This window comes from Roseovarius tibetensis (assembly GCF_050896375.1).
GTDB lineage: Bacteria > Pseudomonadota > Alphaproteobacteria > Rhodobacterales > Rhodobacteraceae > Roseovarius > Roseovarius tibetensis.
The window spans coordinates 1-14,988 of the sequence record NZ_JBPBBB010000030.1; the positions used below are offsets into that span (position 1 = coordinate 1).

The window sequence follows — 14,988 nt, forward strand, 5'->3', positions numbered from 1 at the left end:
AGCCGCCGGATTGGGTGGTTTCGAGTCACCCGGAGATTACGCCACATTCAAATTTCAACCAACTTCGCGACACGACCGAACGGTTTGGCTTGAGAGCCTCGCGGCAACGCTCAGACCTTCGGCTTCCAGAAAACTCCCGCCGTTTTTCCTCTTAGACGAGGCGCATCTAGAATATCAAATATTATCAGTATCTTGTTAAAATTATACGCGGCCATGCAGATTTACGCTTGACACGGTGTGCAGCAAAAAACGCCGTTTTGCGCACCCATATGCCCCATCGACACGCGCCTGATGAATGGCATGGTGGCGACCCCGGGAGGACTTGAACCCCCGACCTAGTGATTAGAAGTCACTTGCTCTATCCAGCTGAGCTACGGAGTCGCATGAGGGCAGGCCATATGCCCGCCATACCGGGTTACTACCGCCCCAGCGTGACGGGATCAAAAGAAAAATCGATATGCGCCGGATCGACGGGATTTTTCATGGCCGACGATATCGTGTCGGGGCGCGGCCCGGTATTCAGGGCGGCGCTTGCAGCCGTGCAAAAAGATCGCCGGATGTCGCGTCGGCCGGCAATGTCGAAAGCCACGCCTTCACCGCCGCACCGTCGCGCCACTCGGACCACAGGAACCCCCCGGTTTCGCCCTGCACGGGATTGAACCTGTACGTGCCCAGTTCGGCCAGCCGGTCGATCACCGCCGTCGTGAGGGGCACGAAGCCCGGCAGGAATTCGACCGAAAGCATCGGTACCGGGCGCGACAGGCCCGAAAGCACGTCGAGTTCGAACCCCTCCACGTCGATCTTGACATAACGCGGCAGGCCAAACCGCGCGATCAAAGCGTCAAGCGTGACCATGCGCACCCTTTGCGTGGCATCCCATCTGACATGTTCGAACCCCGGCGCATGGGCCGCCCCCGTCACGAAATCGGTGCGCAAGGAAGACACCGTCGGATGCCGCGAGGACACCGCCATCTCGGCCTCGGTTTCGGCGCGACCGAGAGCGGCCTCGACCAGCGTGATGTCACGCGGCAGCGTCCGGCGCAGGAACCCGGCAAAGGGCTGTTGCGGCTCGATCGCGACGACACGTGCGCCCGCCGCGCGCATGGCGCGGGCGCGGCTGCCGACATGCGCGCCGACGTCGAGGACCAGATCCTGGGGATCAAGAAGATCGCCATAGAACCGGCGCCAGGCGCGCATGGTCGCGGGATTGTGATAGATCACCAATGATCGCAGGAATCCCAGCCAGTGACGCATGCCTTACCCTTTCGTGGTCTTGTCATTTCAGGCCGCCGTCGGGCCAGCCCATGGTCACCGCCACCGTGGCGCCAACGGGTCGGGTCCGCGCCGCGCCAGGACGGTCAACGCGCCCGGCAGGGACGCCACGATCAGGGTCAATCCGAACGCGACACTGGCGGCCAGCCCGCCGCTTGCCGTACCACCTGCCAGCGGAAAAAGCACGACCGCCGCGCCCTCGCGCAGGCCCCAGCCGCTGATCGTCACCGGCACCAGCATCGTCAGAAGAATGAGCGGCACGAAGGCCGCGACCGCGACCGGCCCAAGCGCCTCGCCGACCGCGACCGCGCAAAAGGCGAAGGCGGCCAGGTTGCATGCCGTGGTCGCAAGGCTGAGCACGATCTGCCGCGCGATCACCGGACGCGCCAGCAAGGCCCGCACCATCGCGTCCCGGAATCCGCGCAACGTCTGCCCCATGCGTCCGCGTATCCGCGTGGCCGCGTGCAGACCGACCGGAACGCAAACCCCGCCCGCCACGACGACACCCACCGCCGCGATCAGCCATCCCGGCCACTCGATCCCACCGGGGCGGGCCAGCGTGACCGCGAATGTCACCGCCATGACCACGAAAAGCCCCGCCTGACCGGCCAGACGCTCAAACAGGACGGCCTGCCCCGACGCCAGCAGCCCAGCCTGACCGCGCGCCCTGACGGCCCGGCCCGCATCCCCGAGGATACCGCCCGGCATGGAGACGTTGATCGCCTGCGCGAGGTAATATTCGCGTAATGCCGCGCGGGTCTCCAGATGGATGCCAAGCTGTGCCGCCGTCACCTTCCAGCGGATCGCGGAAAGCACGGTCTGCAGCGTCAACGCGGCGAGGGCGGCGGCAATCCAGACCGGATCGGACGAGGTCAGACTGCGCGCGGCCTCGCCGCCACCGGCGACGCGCCACAACAGCGCCAGTATCGCCACGGCAAGGACGACCTGCGCCGCGCGGGCCAGCGCGGGCGGCACGCGGTGCCCCATCATCCGCCCGTCCCGTTCCGGTTTTCGGGCGACGAGAATGTCTCGATCAGCAGATCGCGCATGCGGTCCATGCGCAGAACCGGCGTATCGGGGTCCGGTATTAGCCCGTCCCCCCAGCCGAGTGCCGCCATCGGCCCGACAAGATGCGCGGGTCCGATCATATGAACCGGCACCTCCGCCCGGTCGTCCAGCGCCACGAACTCGGCCGGCTGGTGATCGCCCACGACGATCATCAGCGGCGGATCATCAGCGTGCCGGGCGGCATAGTCGAACACCACGGACAACGCATAGTCGATCGCCTTGCGGTATTGCGCACGCACCCGGTCGCGGTCGCGCCAGACCTCTGCCGGCGACTCTCCCGCGGCCGCCATATCGTCGAAGATGCGCCCGTCGTCGATGGCGTCCCAGTCGACGAGGTCTGGCACCGGCACCCAGGGCGCATGCGACGATCCCATCGCCATCTGCACGAAGACCGGATCATCATGCGGATCATCACGCAAAGCGCGATCCATCGCGACGAATGTGAACTGATCGGGCATGGTGACCCAGTTGAACGGCGCGCCCGCGTATCCCAGATCTCGCGCAGCCAGGATCGTGTCGAACCCCATGACCTGCGCCTCCGGCCAGGCCAGCGTGATCTGCGGCATCACCGCCGCTGTGTGAAACCCCGACCGCGCCGCGAGGTGAAACAGGGTCTCTCGTCCCGAGGCCAGCACGGCCCCGTAGCGGATCTGATCGCTGACCCACAGCCCGTTGGCGAACGTGGCATGCGACAGCCAGCTTTGCCCGCCCTGCGTGGGCGCGCGCAACACACCGGACGCCATCGACAGGCCCAACCCGTCGAGCCGTGCCTCGGACCGCCGGAGGGTCTCGCGGTGGGTGTCGGCGTAAAAGGGCGTGTCCAGGCTGGTTCGGCCATAGCTTTCGACAAAGACGATCAGCACGTCGCGGTCGATCCGGTCAAAGAAACCGGTCCCGCCGGCCCGCGGGTCGATCGCCGCAGCGGCCCGGAAGGCCCGCAATTCGGTCAGCGTGTCGCGGACCAGCACGGCGCGTTCGATGCCGATGCGCTTTGAAGGCCGATCCGGGCGGGGTGACAGGCAGGCCCCAGCGGCCCATGACGTGCCCCACCTGCGCGACCGCCAATCCCGCGCAGACAATCGCGCCCGCCAATGGAATTCCGCGCCCCGCACGCGGCGGGGGCAGCGCGGCCCAGACCCCGGTGGCCCACCACGTCGCCCATGCGACCGCACCAAGAGCGACCACGCCCCCCAGTATGGCCAAGGCGCTTGGCAGTACACCGATCGCCCCTGCAAGCAGCCGCAGGCCGGCCCCCATGAGCACGAAGTCCGCCACCGGATTGAACCCGCGCGCAAGCGCGGTGAACATCGCGAAATCGGCCGCTTTAAGACCGCACAGGACGGTGATCGCGACGGTCAGTACGATCCGCAGCCCCGTGGCGACAGCCCCGCCGGCCGCATGCAGCGCCAGCATGATGACCGGCAATTCCAGCGGAAACAGCAACAGGGCCTGCCAGGTCAACGCCGCGGGGTGGTTCGGCTGGATCAGGGCCAGATGCAGCACAAGTGCAGCCAGTACGAGCTGCAGCCCGGTCCGGATTGTCGCCCGGTTCATGCGCGCCTCCGCCACAGCCAGAGAACATCTCGCCCGAACGACCATGCAAGGGCAAGTGTCGCGACGACGACCGCAAGCACGCCCAATGCAGGCGACAGGATCGGCGCCTGCACCGCGATCAGCGCCCCGATCTGCAACACGCAGGCCACCTTGCGCCCGAACCGGTCTGGCAGCGGGCGGGCAAGCCACGGAAAGGCCAGACCCGCCGCACCGAAGACATAGCGCGCCACGCCCAGCACCAGAACTGCCGGGCCGACACTACCCACAACGAGCGCGTTCAACGCGAGTACAAGGCTGAGCGCCGAGTCGACCTCCATGTCGAACCGTGCGCCGAACGTCGACGACAGTCCCTGGCGCCGGGCAAGCCATCCATCGACACCATCGAGGCTCAGCGCGAGCACGCCCACCGTGAAGATCCCCCAGGCCGGCGGTGCGGTCCCCGCCAGCAGCGGCGTCACAAGCGACATAGTCAGGCCGAGGCGCAGAAGGGTGACAAGATTGCACAGACCTATCACAGCGTGCGTATATGTCCTGCGCATGAACACGGCGACACTCGCGCACGCGCCCAGATGCAACGCTGTCACGACCGCCGCATGAACGATGCTGCTGTCGAAGACGCCGCGCGACAGCACCCAGACCACCACGGCCGCAAGAAGTGCTGCCACCGCGAAACGCATCTCCCGGCCTGACGCGTCGCGTGGCAGATGCGGGCGCCGTGCGAAACGCTTTATGTCGGGGTGTACGCTATACATCCTTCATACCTTAGCACGAACCCGGCGGGGTCAAGCCCGTGAAATATCGCGTCGCAGGGGCATTTCCGGGTGCCTACATCCGTGAAAGTAACCGACACCCTGCCTGGTAATGCGACGCCGGTGCTGCGACGATGCCTGGGATGTCCCTTGGATCGCATTGATGCCCTCTTGCCGACCCGTCATTCCGGCGTTTACGTACGTTCAGGTTTTAACGATTTCATCAAGAGGCCCTGTTGAGCAAACCCTTCAAGATCATCGTCATCGGCGCCGGCATATGCGGGCTAAGCGCGGCGATCTGGCTGCGCCGGGCGGGCCATGATGTGACATTGGTCGACCGCGACCGGCCCGGTGCCGGCGCGTCGCAGGGCAATGCCGGACTGCTGGCGCAATGGGCGGTGGTGCCGGTCAATACACCCGATCTCATCCCGACAGCTTTCAAATACCTTGCCAACCCCCGCTCGCCGCTGTTCCTGCAATGGTCCTATCTGCCGCGCCTGCTGCCATGGTTGTGGCAGTTCGCGCGCAATGCCAATGACCGTGACACTGCCCGGATGGTCGAGGGGCTGATCCCGCTTGTCGGCGACAGCGTCGATCAGCACCGCGCGCTGGTCCGCGGCACGCTGGCGGAAAAGTGGCTGGCCACCAGCGATTTCGGCTACGCCTACGCCGACCGCGCCGCGTTTGAGGGCGATGCCTATTCATGGGCGATCAAACGGGACGCCGGACATGTGCCGGAGGTTGTGACAGGCGAGGCCGTGCGCGAGGTCGAGCCGATGCTGGGCCCCGCGACGCAGTGCCTCGCGCTTTTGAAAGGGCACGGCCACATCCTTGATCCCGGCAGCTACATGGCCGATCTGGCAAGGGTGCTCGAGGTCGAGGGCGGAGAGGTCCGGCAGGCCACGGTTCAGGACATCACCCTGGAAGACGGGCGCGTCAGCCGGGTCGAGACGGACCGCGGACCAATGCCGTGCGACCGGGCCGTGCTGGCCGCCGGGATCTGGTCGAAAGAACTCATGCGCAAGCTCGGGCTGCGCGTGCCTCTGGAGGCCGAGCGCGGCTATCACCTGCATTTCACCGGGCCGTCGCAGATGCCACGTCATCCGCTGATGATCTCCAGCGGCAAGTTCGCGGTCAATCCCATGGCACACGGGCTGCGCTGTGCCGGCACGGTCGAGTTGGGTGGCATCGCCAAGGGACCGTCTCGCGCGCCGCTCGATCTCATCCGCCGCGAGACGGCGCGGGTCTTTCCGGATCTGACATATGACACGGTCACGGAATGGATGGGCTTTCGGCCCTCCACCCCCGACAGCCTGCCGCTTATCGGCGAGATCGGGGGCACCGGCGTGCATGCGGCCTTCGGTCACCAGCATGTCGGGCTGACGGCGGGGCCGAAGACCGGGCGACTTGTGGCCGATCTGGTGTCGGACAGGCGCCCCAATATCGACCTTTCGCCCTATGACGCGAACCGGTTCACCTGACCTTTGAGACCATGCGCCGCGATCTTTCAAAGATCGCGGTTCGAAATCTTTGAAAGATTTCGACACCAGGCTCAATCGTAGCTGCGCAGATCCTCGATCACCTTGCCGTCATTGGGCAGGCTGCCGGGCGGCACGATCTCGATACGCCCTTTCAGCTTCAGCGTCTCACTCACCGCCTCGGCGTAATGCTCGGCCCCGCCCCCCGTGGCTTCGATGCGAACGGTCATGACATCCGCCTCGCCCTCGCGGCTGGCGATCACGCGAGCGCGTGATATGGCGTCGTGCCCGGCCACCAGTGCCGCCACCTGCTCGGGGCGCACGAACATGCCTTTTATCTTGGTCGTCTGATCCGCGCGGCCCATCCATCCCTTGATGCGCATGTTGGTCCGCCCGCAGGGGCTTGCCCCCTCCATCACCGCGCTGAGATCGCCGGTTGCGAAGCGGATCAGCGGGTAGTCGGGGTTGAGCGTGGTGACCACCACCTCGCCAACCTCACCGGGCGCCACCGGGTCGCCGGTTCCGGGGCGCACGATCTCGACGATCACCCCCTCGTCGACGATCATGCCGTCCTGTGACGCGCTTTCATAGGCGATGTTGCCCAGATCCGCGGTGGCGTAGCATTGCAGGCAGGTGATCCCGCGATCCGCGTATTCGGACCGAAGCGACGGGAACAACGCCCCGCCCCCGACCGCTGCCTTCGTGATCGCCAGCGTCAGCCCCATCTCGTCGGCCTTGTCGAGGATGACCTTCAGGTAATCGGGCGTTCCGGCATAGACCGTCACCCCGACGTCATGCGCCGCGCGGGCCTGCAATTCGGTTTGGCCGGTACCGGCCGGCAGCACGGCGGCCCCCACGGCCCGCGCGCCGCTCTCGAAGATCATGCCGGCAGGCGTCAGGTGATAGCCAAAACAGTTCTGCACGATATCCCCCGGCCCCACGCCGCAGGCATGCAGGAACCGGCCGACACGCCACCAGTCGTGGCTGATCCCGCCCGGCTCATAGATCGGGCCGGGCGATTGAAACACGTGCCCGAACTCATGCGCCGGACTGCGCGTCAGGCCGCCGAAAGGAGCGGCCTCGCCCTGTGCGCGGCCCAGATCGGATTTTCGCAGGATCGGCAGCGATGCAAGATCTGCGACATCGGTGATCCGCTGCGGCTCGACCGCGTCCAACGCGGCGCCATAGCCCGACAGGGTTTGCGCGCGGGCAATCTGCTCGGGCAGGTCGCGGGACAGCGCCTCGGCGCGTTCGCCTGCGCTGCGGATCTCAAGCCGGTCGTAATACTGCGTCATGCCATCATCCTTTGGCGCGAGTGTGAATAGGCGGTCGCGACAGCGTCATGCAAGCCACCTCTTGCGCCGCCGATAGCTGCGCACATCCCGGAACGATTTGCGCCCCTCATCGGACATCCCGAGATAGAACTCCTTGACGTCGGGGTTCTCGCGCAGATCCCCGGCCGGGCCGTCCATCACCACGCGCCCGGATTCCAGAATATACCCGTAATGCGCGAAGCGCAGCGCGACATTGGTGTTCTGCTCGGCCAGAAGAAAGGTATATCCCTGCTCTTCGTTGAGGGATTTCACGATCCCGAAGATCTGCTCGACCAGTTGCGGGGCCAGGCCCATCGACGGCTCGTCCAGCAGGATCGTCTCGGGCCGGGCCATCAGCGCCCGGCCGATCGCCACCATCTGCTGCTCCCCCCCCGAGGCATAGCCCGCCTGGCTGCGCCGGCGTTCCTTGATGCGCGGAAAATACTCGTAGACCATGTCCAGATCCGCATCGATCTCGGCCCGCGAGGCGCCGCGGACATACGCGCCCGTCAACAGGTTCTCCTCGACCGTCAGATGCTCGAAGCAATGCCGACCTTCCATGACCTGGACCACGCCACGTTTCACCAGGTCAGAAGGCAAAAAATCCTGCACACGCTCGCCACGATACCTGATCGTTCCCTTGGTGACCTCGCCGCGTTCCGATTTCAACAGGTTGGACACCGCCTTGAGCGTCGTCGTCTTGCCGGCCCCGTTGCCGCCGAGAAGCGCGGTGATGCCGCCCTTGGGAACATCGAGGCTGACACCCTTCAGCACGAGGATCACGTGATTGTAGATCACCTCGATATTGTTGACCGCGAGAAGCGGCTCGTCGCGTTCGGACGCATCCAGCATCAGACTACTCCGCCTTGGACTGACGGGGCGCGCCCGTCTTCATCTTTCCAGAAATACTCGAAATCGACCGGCCGCCGCACGGTGCGGCAGCCGGCCCCCGTGATCACGCCTCAGCAGCGCGGCTCGATATCGTTCTCCTCGGCGTACTGCATGGAGTCCTCTTTCACGAGCCGCGAGATGATCTCCTGGTCCGATTGAAAATAATCGGTGATCAATTCGAACTCCCCGGCCTCCGCGTTCCATTGCGACACGGCGCCAAAGCCGTTGCCGCCGTGGTTTGCACAGCTTACCGTGAACTCGGGACCGAAGTTCGGCAGGCCGAGGGCCGCCATCTTCTCTTCGGTCATCTCGAGGTTTTCCATGCCGTCACGCATCTGTGCCGCGTCGATCGCGCTCGTGCCGTGCATCTCCTGCGCGGTCTTCACGGCTTCGGCGGCCAGCATCGCGGCATACATGCCACGGTTATATAGCACGGTCCCGAGTTGATCGCCCGCGCCCGCGGCATTGCCGGTATCGACGACATGCTGCTGAATATCGTCATAGACCGGGTAATCCGATCCGAGGTTGTGGAAGGTCAGCGCCTTGTACCCATCGGCCTTCGCGCCTGCGGATTTCACGTCGTTTTCCGAGCCGGACCACCAGATGCCGATGAACTGGTCCATCGGATAGCGAATGTTCACCGCTTCCTGGATGGCGACCTGGTTCATCACGCCCCAGCCCCACATGATCACGTTGTCGGGCTGCTGCCGACGGATCTGCAACCATTGCGACCCCTGCTCCTGGCCGGGATGGTCGACAGGCAGCAGCATCAGCTCGAAGCCGTGCTTTTCCGCGAGATTTTCCAGTGTCCGGATCGGCTCCTTGCCATAAGCCGAGTTGTGGTAGACCAGCGCGATCTTGCGACCGCTGATATCGCCGCCGTTCTCGTTGAGGATATGGGTGATCGCGTGGCTCGCCCCATCCCAGTAATTGGCGGGATAGTTGAAGATCCACTTGAACACCGAGCCGTTCTTGGCCGAGGTCCGCCCGTAGCCCATGGTGTGCATGGGAATGCCGTCGGCGCTGGCCTTGGGGATCAGCTGGTAGGTGATGCCCGTCGAAAGCGGCTGATAGACCAGCGCCCCGTCGCCGGCGCCCTTGGTGGACTCGTAGCACTCGACACCCTGTTCGGTGTTGTAGCCTGTCTCGCATTCCACGAGATTGATCCGCTCGCCCCCGATGCCGCCATCACGCTGGTTGAGCAGGGTGAAATAGTCCTGGTAGCCGTCCGAGAACGGGATACCATTCGCGGCGTAGGGTCCGGTGCGATAGCTGGTATCGACGATCGTCAGTTCTGCGACCGCCGGTCCCGCGGCCAGCGCGGCGGCGGTCGCCGCCATCAGTAGTTTCTGTCTCATCGGTGAGTTCCTCCCTTGGTTTTATCCGATGTCGCGCGGGGCATCTTGCACCCCGCCGCGTATGTCACGCGCCCTCAATGCGGAAAGGGCCACAGCCTCAGTTTCTCCTTCGCCACGCGCCAGAGCTGTGCCAGGCCGTGCGGCTCGGCGACCAGAAAGACGATGATCAGCCCGCCGACGATGACCAACTCCAAATGCGATGCCAGATCCGTGGGCCAGCCGAGCCCGCCGACCAGAACGTTTTTCAGAAGCACCGGCAGAAGCACGAGGAACGCGGCGCCCGCAAAGCTGCCGAAGATCGACCCAAGCCCGCCGATGATGACCATGAAAAGCACAAGGAACGACTTGTTGATGCCGAACACCTCGCCCACTTCGACCGCGCCCAGATAGACCGCGAAGAACAGCGCACCCGAGACACCGACGAAGAACGACGACACGGCAAAGGCGCTCAGCTTGGCCTTGAGCGGGTTCACCCCGATGATTTCGGCGGCGATATCCATGTCGCGAATGGCCATCCATTTGCGCCCTGCCATGCCGCGCGTCAGATTGCGCGCGACAATCGCCGAGGCAAGCACGAAGACAAGGCAGAAAAGATACGCGGCCCAGGGCGCGGTCTCGGCACCGGTGATCGGCACACCGAGAATGGTGCGCTCGGGCGCGCTGATCTGACCCGAGGCCGAGTAGTTGTAGAACCACGGCACACGGTTGAACAGCCAGACCAGAAAGAACTGCGCGGCCAATGTGGCCACGGCAAGGTAGAACCCCTTGATGCGCAGCGATGGCAGGCCGAAGAGAACGCCCACGGCGGCGGTGATGCCCCCGGCGATGATGATGTGAAAGAAGATGTTCACATCCGGAAAGCTGGTCATCAGCTTGTAGCACGCATAGGCGCCCACGGCCATGAAGCCCCCGGTGCCAAGGCTGACCTGCCCGCAATACCCCACGAGGATATTCAGGCCGATCGCCGCGATCGAATAGATCAGGAACGGCAGGAAGATCGCATTGACCCAGTAGTCGTTGATCACGAACGGCACCACCGCGAAGGCGGCGACCAGCACCGCGTAATAGCGGTAGCGATCGAACCGGATCGGGAATGTCTGGCTGTCTGCGGTGTAGGAGGTCTTGAAATCCCCCGCCTCACGGTAAAACATTACACGACCTCCTTGGGGATGTCTTCGTCGCGCATCCGCGCGCGGTTTGCGGGCCGCGCATAGCCCGATCGTTCAGCGTCGCGCACAAGCCGCAGATAGGCGAGCAGGCCAACCGCCCCGCCGAGGGCCGCAAGGATCGCGGCGGTGACCATCTGGCCGGCATTGCCCGCCCGTGCCGAAATCGCGAGATACCCGAAGGCCCAGAACCCGGCCCAGGCGATCACGTTGACGATGGCGATCAGTTTCTGCATCGGCCTATACCCTTTCGATGATCTTCTCGCCGAACAGGCCCTGCGGCCTGAAGACGAGCACAAGCAGCGCCAGCACATAGGCGAACCAGTTCTCAGTCGCGCCACCCAGCATCGGTCCGACAAGGAACTCGAACATCTTTTCGCCAACCCCGATGATCAGGCCGCCGACGATAGCGCCGGGGATCGAGGTGAAGCCGCCCAGCATCAACACCGGCAGGGCCTTCAGCGCGATCAGCGACAGCGAGAACTGCACGCCGGACTTGGTGCCCCACATGATGCCCGCGACCAGCGCCACGAACCCCGCCAGCGACCAGACCATGATCCAGATGAACTTGAGCGAGATACCCACCGACAACGCCGCCTGATGGTCGTCGGCCACCGCGCGCATCGCCCGGCCGTATTTGGTGTATTGCGCGAACATCACCAACGCGATCACCAGCAGCGCCGCCACGATCGTCGCGGAGATGTCGAGATTGTCGATGAAAAACCCGTAGCCGAAGATCTCGTAGGTCACCTCGTCGATGGTCTCGTTGATGCCCTGCGGCAGGCCCACATCGAGGGTCTTGATATCGCTGCCCCACATCAAGTCGCCAAATCCTTCGAGGAAATAGGCAAGACCGATGGTCGCCATGAACAGGATGATCGGCTCCTGCCCGACGAGATGCCGGAAGATGAACTGATTGACCGCCCAGGCCAGCGCCACCATCACCACCATCGTCAAGAGGATCGCCGCGAACGCGGGCACCGTCCAGCCGAAATAGTGTATATCCGTGCCGAAGGTGGCGTTGATCAAGTGCGAAAACGGCACGCGGCCTTCCATGATCCCGACCAGCGTCATCGCCGCGAAAAGCGCGAGCACGCCCTGGCTGAAATTGAAGATCCCCGACGCCTTGAAGATCAGCACGAACCCGAGCGCGACCAGCGAATACAGCACCCCGGTCATCAGGCCGTTGAGAAAGACCTCCATTCCCCAAACCAGTTGATCAGGCATCAAAGTGTCTCCCATGTGCTCGTGTGCTGGCGACCCCACCGCGCGTTTGGTCGCTCGCCGTACCGTGTCCGCCCGATCCGAGGTGATCCCGCCCTGCGATATCAGTCATGCGCGACACCCAGATAAGCGTCGATAACCGCTTGGTTGCGCCGCACCTCGTCCGGCGAGCCGTCGCCGATCTTCTTGCCGTAATCCATCACCACGACGCGGTCGGACAGGTCCATGACCACGCCCATGTCATGCTCGATCAACGCGATGGTGGTCCCGAACTCGTCGTTGAGATCGAGGATGAAGCGGCTCATGTCTTCTTTCTCTTCGACGTTCATGCCCGCCATGGGCTCGTCGAGCAGCAGGATCGACGGCTCGGCCGCCAGCGCGCGCGCCAGCTCGACGCGCTTTTTCAGGCCGTAGGGCAGACGCCCCACCGGCGTTTTCCGGATATGCTGGATTTCGAGAAAGTCGATGATGCGCTCGACAACCGCGCGGTTCTCGACCTCTTCGCGTTCGGCCCGGCCTTTCCAGATAGCCTGGGACAGAAGCCCGGCCCGCATCTGCCGGATGCGTCCCGTCATCACGTTGTCAAGCACCGTCATCCCCTCGAACAGCGCGATATTCTGGAATGTGCGGGCGATGCCCTGCTGCGCCACCTGGTAGGGTTTCATGTCCGGGCGCCTTTCGCCCTTGTACCAGACCTCGCCCTCCTGCGGTTTGTAAAAGCCGCTGATGACGTTGAGCATAGAGGATTTACCGGCGCCGTTGGGTCCGATAATAGCGCGGATCTCGCCCTCGCGGATGTCAAAGCTGATATCCTTGATCGCCACCACGCCGCCGAAGCGCAGGGTGATGTTGCGCATGTCCATCACCACACCTCCGATCTTGCGGCCATCCTCGGTGGTGTAGCCTTCGGGGGTCATGTCGTTCATTCCGCCGCCGCCTTTGCTGTCTCGATGGGTACCACCGCGGCATCGCGGATCTCCAGCGTCGCGCTGATCGCCCCCTTGCGCCCGTCCTCGTAGGTGACCTCGGTGGTGGTGTGGATTTCGCGCGAGCCGTCGTAGAGCGCGTCCACCAGATCCGCGAACTTCTCCGATATCACGCCGCGCCGCACCTTGCGGGTGCGCGTCATCTCGCCATCGTCGGCATCAAGCTCCTTGTGCAGGACGAGAAAGCGATTCACCTGGCAATGCGCCAGCATCGGGTCCTCGGACAGGCTGCGATTGACCTCCTCGACATGGCCCTGGATCATGTCCAGAACGCGCGGGTTGCCGGCCAGTTCCTGATACGAGGCGTACCCGATATTGTTGCGCTCGGCCCAGTTGCCGACCGCCGTGAGGTCGATATTGATGAACGCCGCGCACATTTCCTGGTCATTGCCGAACACCACCGCCTCGAGGATGTTCGGGTAGAATTTCAGCTTGTTCTCGACATACTTGGGCGCGAACATCCGGCCATCGGCCATCTTGCCCACATCCTTGGCGCGGTCGATGATCCGCAGGTGCCCCGAGCCGTCCTCGAAGAACCCGGCATCGCCGGTGGCGACCCAGCCGTCGGAATCCTTGGTCTTGGCGGTGCTCTCGGCGTTCTTGTAATAATATTCAAACACGCCGGGCCCACGGTAATAAACCTCGCCGGTGGCGTCGATGCGCACCTCGACACCGGGCGCGGGCACGCCGACCGTGTCGCTGCGCACCTCGCCATCGGGTTGCAGAGTGATGAACACCGACGCCTCGGTCTGGCCGTAAAGCTGCTTGAGATTGATGCCGAGCGAGCGGTAGAAATCGAAGATCTCGGGTCCGATCGCCTCGCCCGCCGTGTAGCCGACGCGCACGCGCGACAACCCCAGGGTGTCCTTCAGCGGGCCATAGACCAGCACGTTGCCCACGGTGTATTTGAACCGGTCCCAGCCACCGACCTGCCGACCGTCAAGGATTGCCGGTCCAACCCGCCGCGCATGCGCCATGAAGGTATCGAACAGCCATTTCTTGAAGCGGCTGGCATCCTCCATCCGGATCATCACATTGGTCAGCTGGGTCTCGAAGACGCGCGGCGGCGCGAAATAATAGGTCGGCCCGATCTCGCGCAAGTCGGTCTGCATCGTCTCGGGGCTTTCGGGACAATTGACACAGAAGCCGCACCAATAGGCCTGCCCGATGGAAAAGATGAAATCGCCGACCCAGGCCATCGGCAGGTAGGCAAGCACCTCTTCGTCGCGGGCGAGATTGTCGAACTCGGCCGAGGATTTCGACGCCTCGATGATGTTACGATTGCTGAGCACCACGCCCTTGGGCTTGCCGGTGGTGCCGCTCGTGTAAAGCATCACGCAAACGCTGTCGTAATCCAGCTTTTCGCGGCGGGCCTTGAGCGTGTCGAAAAATTCGTAATGCGCCGCGCGCCCCTGCTCCTGGATGTCGACAAAGCGGTGCAGCTTGGAATGGTCATATTTCCGCAGGCCACGCGCGTCGACATAGATCATGTGCTGAAGCTGATGCAGGTCCTCTTGCACCTCGATCAGCTTGTCGACCTGTTCCTGATCCTCGACAATGGCAAAGCGCGCGCCGCAATGGTCCATGACATAGGCCATCTCGTCGGCGGCGGCGTCCTGATACAGTGGCACGGGGATCGCGCCCACGGATTGCGCGGCAACCATGGACCAGTAGAAATGCGGGCGGTTTCGACCGATTACGGCGATGAAATCGCCCTCGTCCACGCCAAGGTTGAGCAATCCGAGCGCGAGCGCCTCGATTTCCCGTTCGGCCTCGGCCCACGTCCAGCTTTGCCAGATGCCGAATTCCTTTTCGCGATACGCGGGCCTGTCCGCGTAGCGCGTGGCGTTGCGTTGCAACAGCGCCGGGACGGAATCCATCCCGTCCGTCGCCTGTGACGGCTGTGCCAAAATTGATCCTCCCCTTTGC

General features: G+C 64.0%; 14 protein-coding genes and 1 tRNA gene. 1 reads left to right on the forward strand and 14 read right to left on the reverse strand.

Going from position 1 to position 14,988, the window contains the following annotated elements; genetic code table 11:
* Positions 1-304: 304 nt before the first annotated feature.
* The 6 genes from ACROSR_RS15500 to ACROSR_RS15525 all read right to left on the reverse strand — a co-directional run bounded on the left by ACROSR_RS15500 (position 305) and on the right by ACROSR_RS15525 (position 4,646).
* Positions 305-381 (reverse strand) — tRNA-Arg (locus ACROSR_RS15500).
* A gap of 138 nt (positions 382-519) precedes the next feature.
* On the reverse strand, positions 520-1,254 hold the full coding sequence (locus ACROSR_RS15505) for an FkbM family methyltransferase (RefSeq protein WP_432686644.1): 735 nt from the start codon (positions 1,252-1,254) through the stop codon (positions 520-522).
* 54 nt (positions 1,255-1,308) lie between these two features.
* Positions 1,309-2,259, reverse strand: a complete 951-nt coding sequence (locus ACROSR_RS15510) for a lysylphosphatidylglycerol synthase transmembrane domain-containing protein (protein ID WP_432686646.1) — start codon at positions 2,257-2,259, stop codon at positions 1,309-1,311.
* On the reverse strand, positions 2,259-3,308 hold the full coding sequence (locus ACROSR_RS15515) for a sulfatase-like hydrolase/transferase (protein WP_432686648.1): 1,050 nt from the start codon (positions 3,306-3,308) through the stop codon (positions 2,259-2,261). The genes ACROSR_RS15510 and ACROSR_RS15515 overlap by 1 nt, the downstream gene beginning before the upstream one ends.
* Entirely contained in the window at positions 3,220-3,894 is a 675-nt protein-coding gene (locus ACROSR_RS15520; RefSeq protein WP_432686650.1) for a hypothetical protein, read from the reverse strand. Before ACROSR_RS15520 ends, ACROSR_RS15515 begins: the two co-directional genes overlap by 89 nt.
* The gene (locus ACROSR_RS15525) at positions 3,891-4,646 is read right to left on the reverse strand and encodes a CDP-alcohol phosphatidyltransferase family protein (RefSeq protein WP_432686652.1); all 756 of its coding nucleotides are present in this window, start codon (positions 4,644-4,646) and stop codon (positions 3,891-3,893) included. The genes ACROSR_RS15520 and ACROSR_RS15525 overlap by 4 nt, the downstream gene beginning before the upstream one ends.
* Before the next feature lie 233 nt (positions 4,647-4,879).
* On the opposite strand from ACROSR_RS15525, the gene ACROSR_RS15530 reads away from it, so the two are divergent.
* Complete coding sequence (locus ACROSR_RS15530; RefSeq protein ID WP_432686654.1) at positions 4,880-6,124, forward strand: NAD(P)/FAD-dependent oxidoreductase; 1,245 nt, start codon at positions 4,880-4,882, stop codon at positions 6,122-6,124.
* A 71-nt stretch (positions 6,125-6,195) separates the two neighbouring features.
* Here the strand turns inward: ACROSR_RS15530 and ACROSR_RS15535 are convergent, their stop codons facing one another.
* The 8 genes from ACROSR_RS15535 to ACROSR_RS15570 all read right to left on the reverse strand — a co-directional run bounded on the left by ACROSR_RS15535 (position 6,196) and on the right by ACROSR_RS15570 (position 14,939).
* The gene (locus ACROSR_RS15535; RefSeq protein WP_432686656.1) at positions 6,196-7,416 is read right to left on the reverse strand and encodes a phenylacetate--CoA ligase family protein; all 1,221 of its coding nucleotides are present in this window, start codon (positions 7,414-7,416) and stop codon (positions 6,196-6,198) included.
* A gap of 45 nt (positions 7,417-7,461) precedes the next feature.
* Complete coding sequence (locus ACROSR_RS15540) at positions 7,462-8,286, reverse strand: ABC transporter ATP-binding protein (RefSeq protein WP_432686658.1); 825 nt, start codon at positions 8,284-8,286, stop codon at positions 7,462-7,464.
* Positions 8,287-8,396: 110 nt separating this feature from the next.
* Positions 8,397-9,683, reverse strand: a complete 1,287-nt coding sequence (locus ACROSR_RS15545) for an ABC transporter substrate-binding protein (RefSeq protein ID WP_432686660.1) — start codon at positions 9,681-9,683, stop codon at positions 8,397-8,399.
* 74 nt (positions 9,684-9,757) lie between these two features.
* Positions 9,758-10,834, reverse strand: coding sequence for a branched-chain amino acid ABC transporter permease (locus ACROSR_RS15550; protein ID WP_432686662.1), 1,077 nt, complete (start codon positions 10,832-10,834; stop codon positions 9,758-9,760).
* The gene (locus ACROSR_RS15555) at positions 10,834-11,085 is read right to left on the reverse strand and encodes a hypothetical protein (protein ID WP_432686664.1); all 252 of its coding nucleotides are present in this window, start codon (positions 11,083-11,085) and stop codon (positions 10,834-10,836) included. The genes ACROSR_RS15550 and ACROSR_RS15555 overlap by 1 nt, the downstream gene beginning before the upstream one ends.
* A gap of 4 nt (positions 11,086-11,089) precedes the next feature.
* On the reverse strand, positions 11,090-12,076 hold the full coding sequence (locus ACROSR_RS15560) for a branched-chain amino acid ABC transporter permease (RefSeq protein WP_432686666.1): 987 nt from the start codon (positions 12,074-12,076) through the stop codon (positions 11,090-11,092).
* Between the two features lie 101 nt (positions 12,077-12,177).
* Positions 12,178-12,999: an ABC transporter ATP-binding protein gene (locus ACROSR_RS15565; protein ID WP_432686668.1), complete on the reverse strand. Its 822-nt coding sequence runs from the start codon at positions 12,997-12,999 to the stop codon at positions 12,178-12,180.
* A complete protein-coding gene (locus tag ACROSR_RS15570) occupies positions 12,996-14,939 on the reverse strand; it encodes an AMP-binding protein (RefSeq protein WP_432686670.1) in 1,944 nt (647 codons plus the stop codon). The genes ACROSR_RS15565 and ACROSR_RS15570 overlap by 4 nt, the downstream gene beginning before the upstream one ends.
* Between the last annotated feature and the right edge of the window lie 49 nt (positions 14,940-14,988).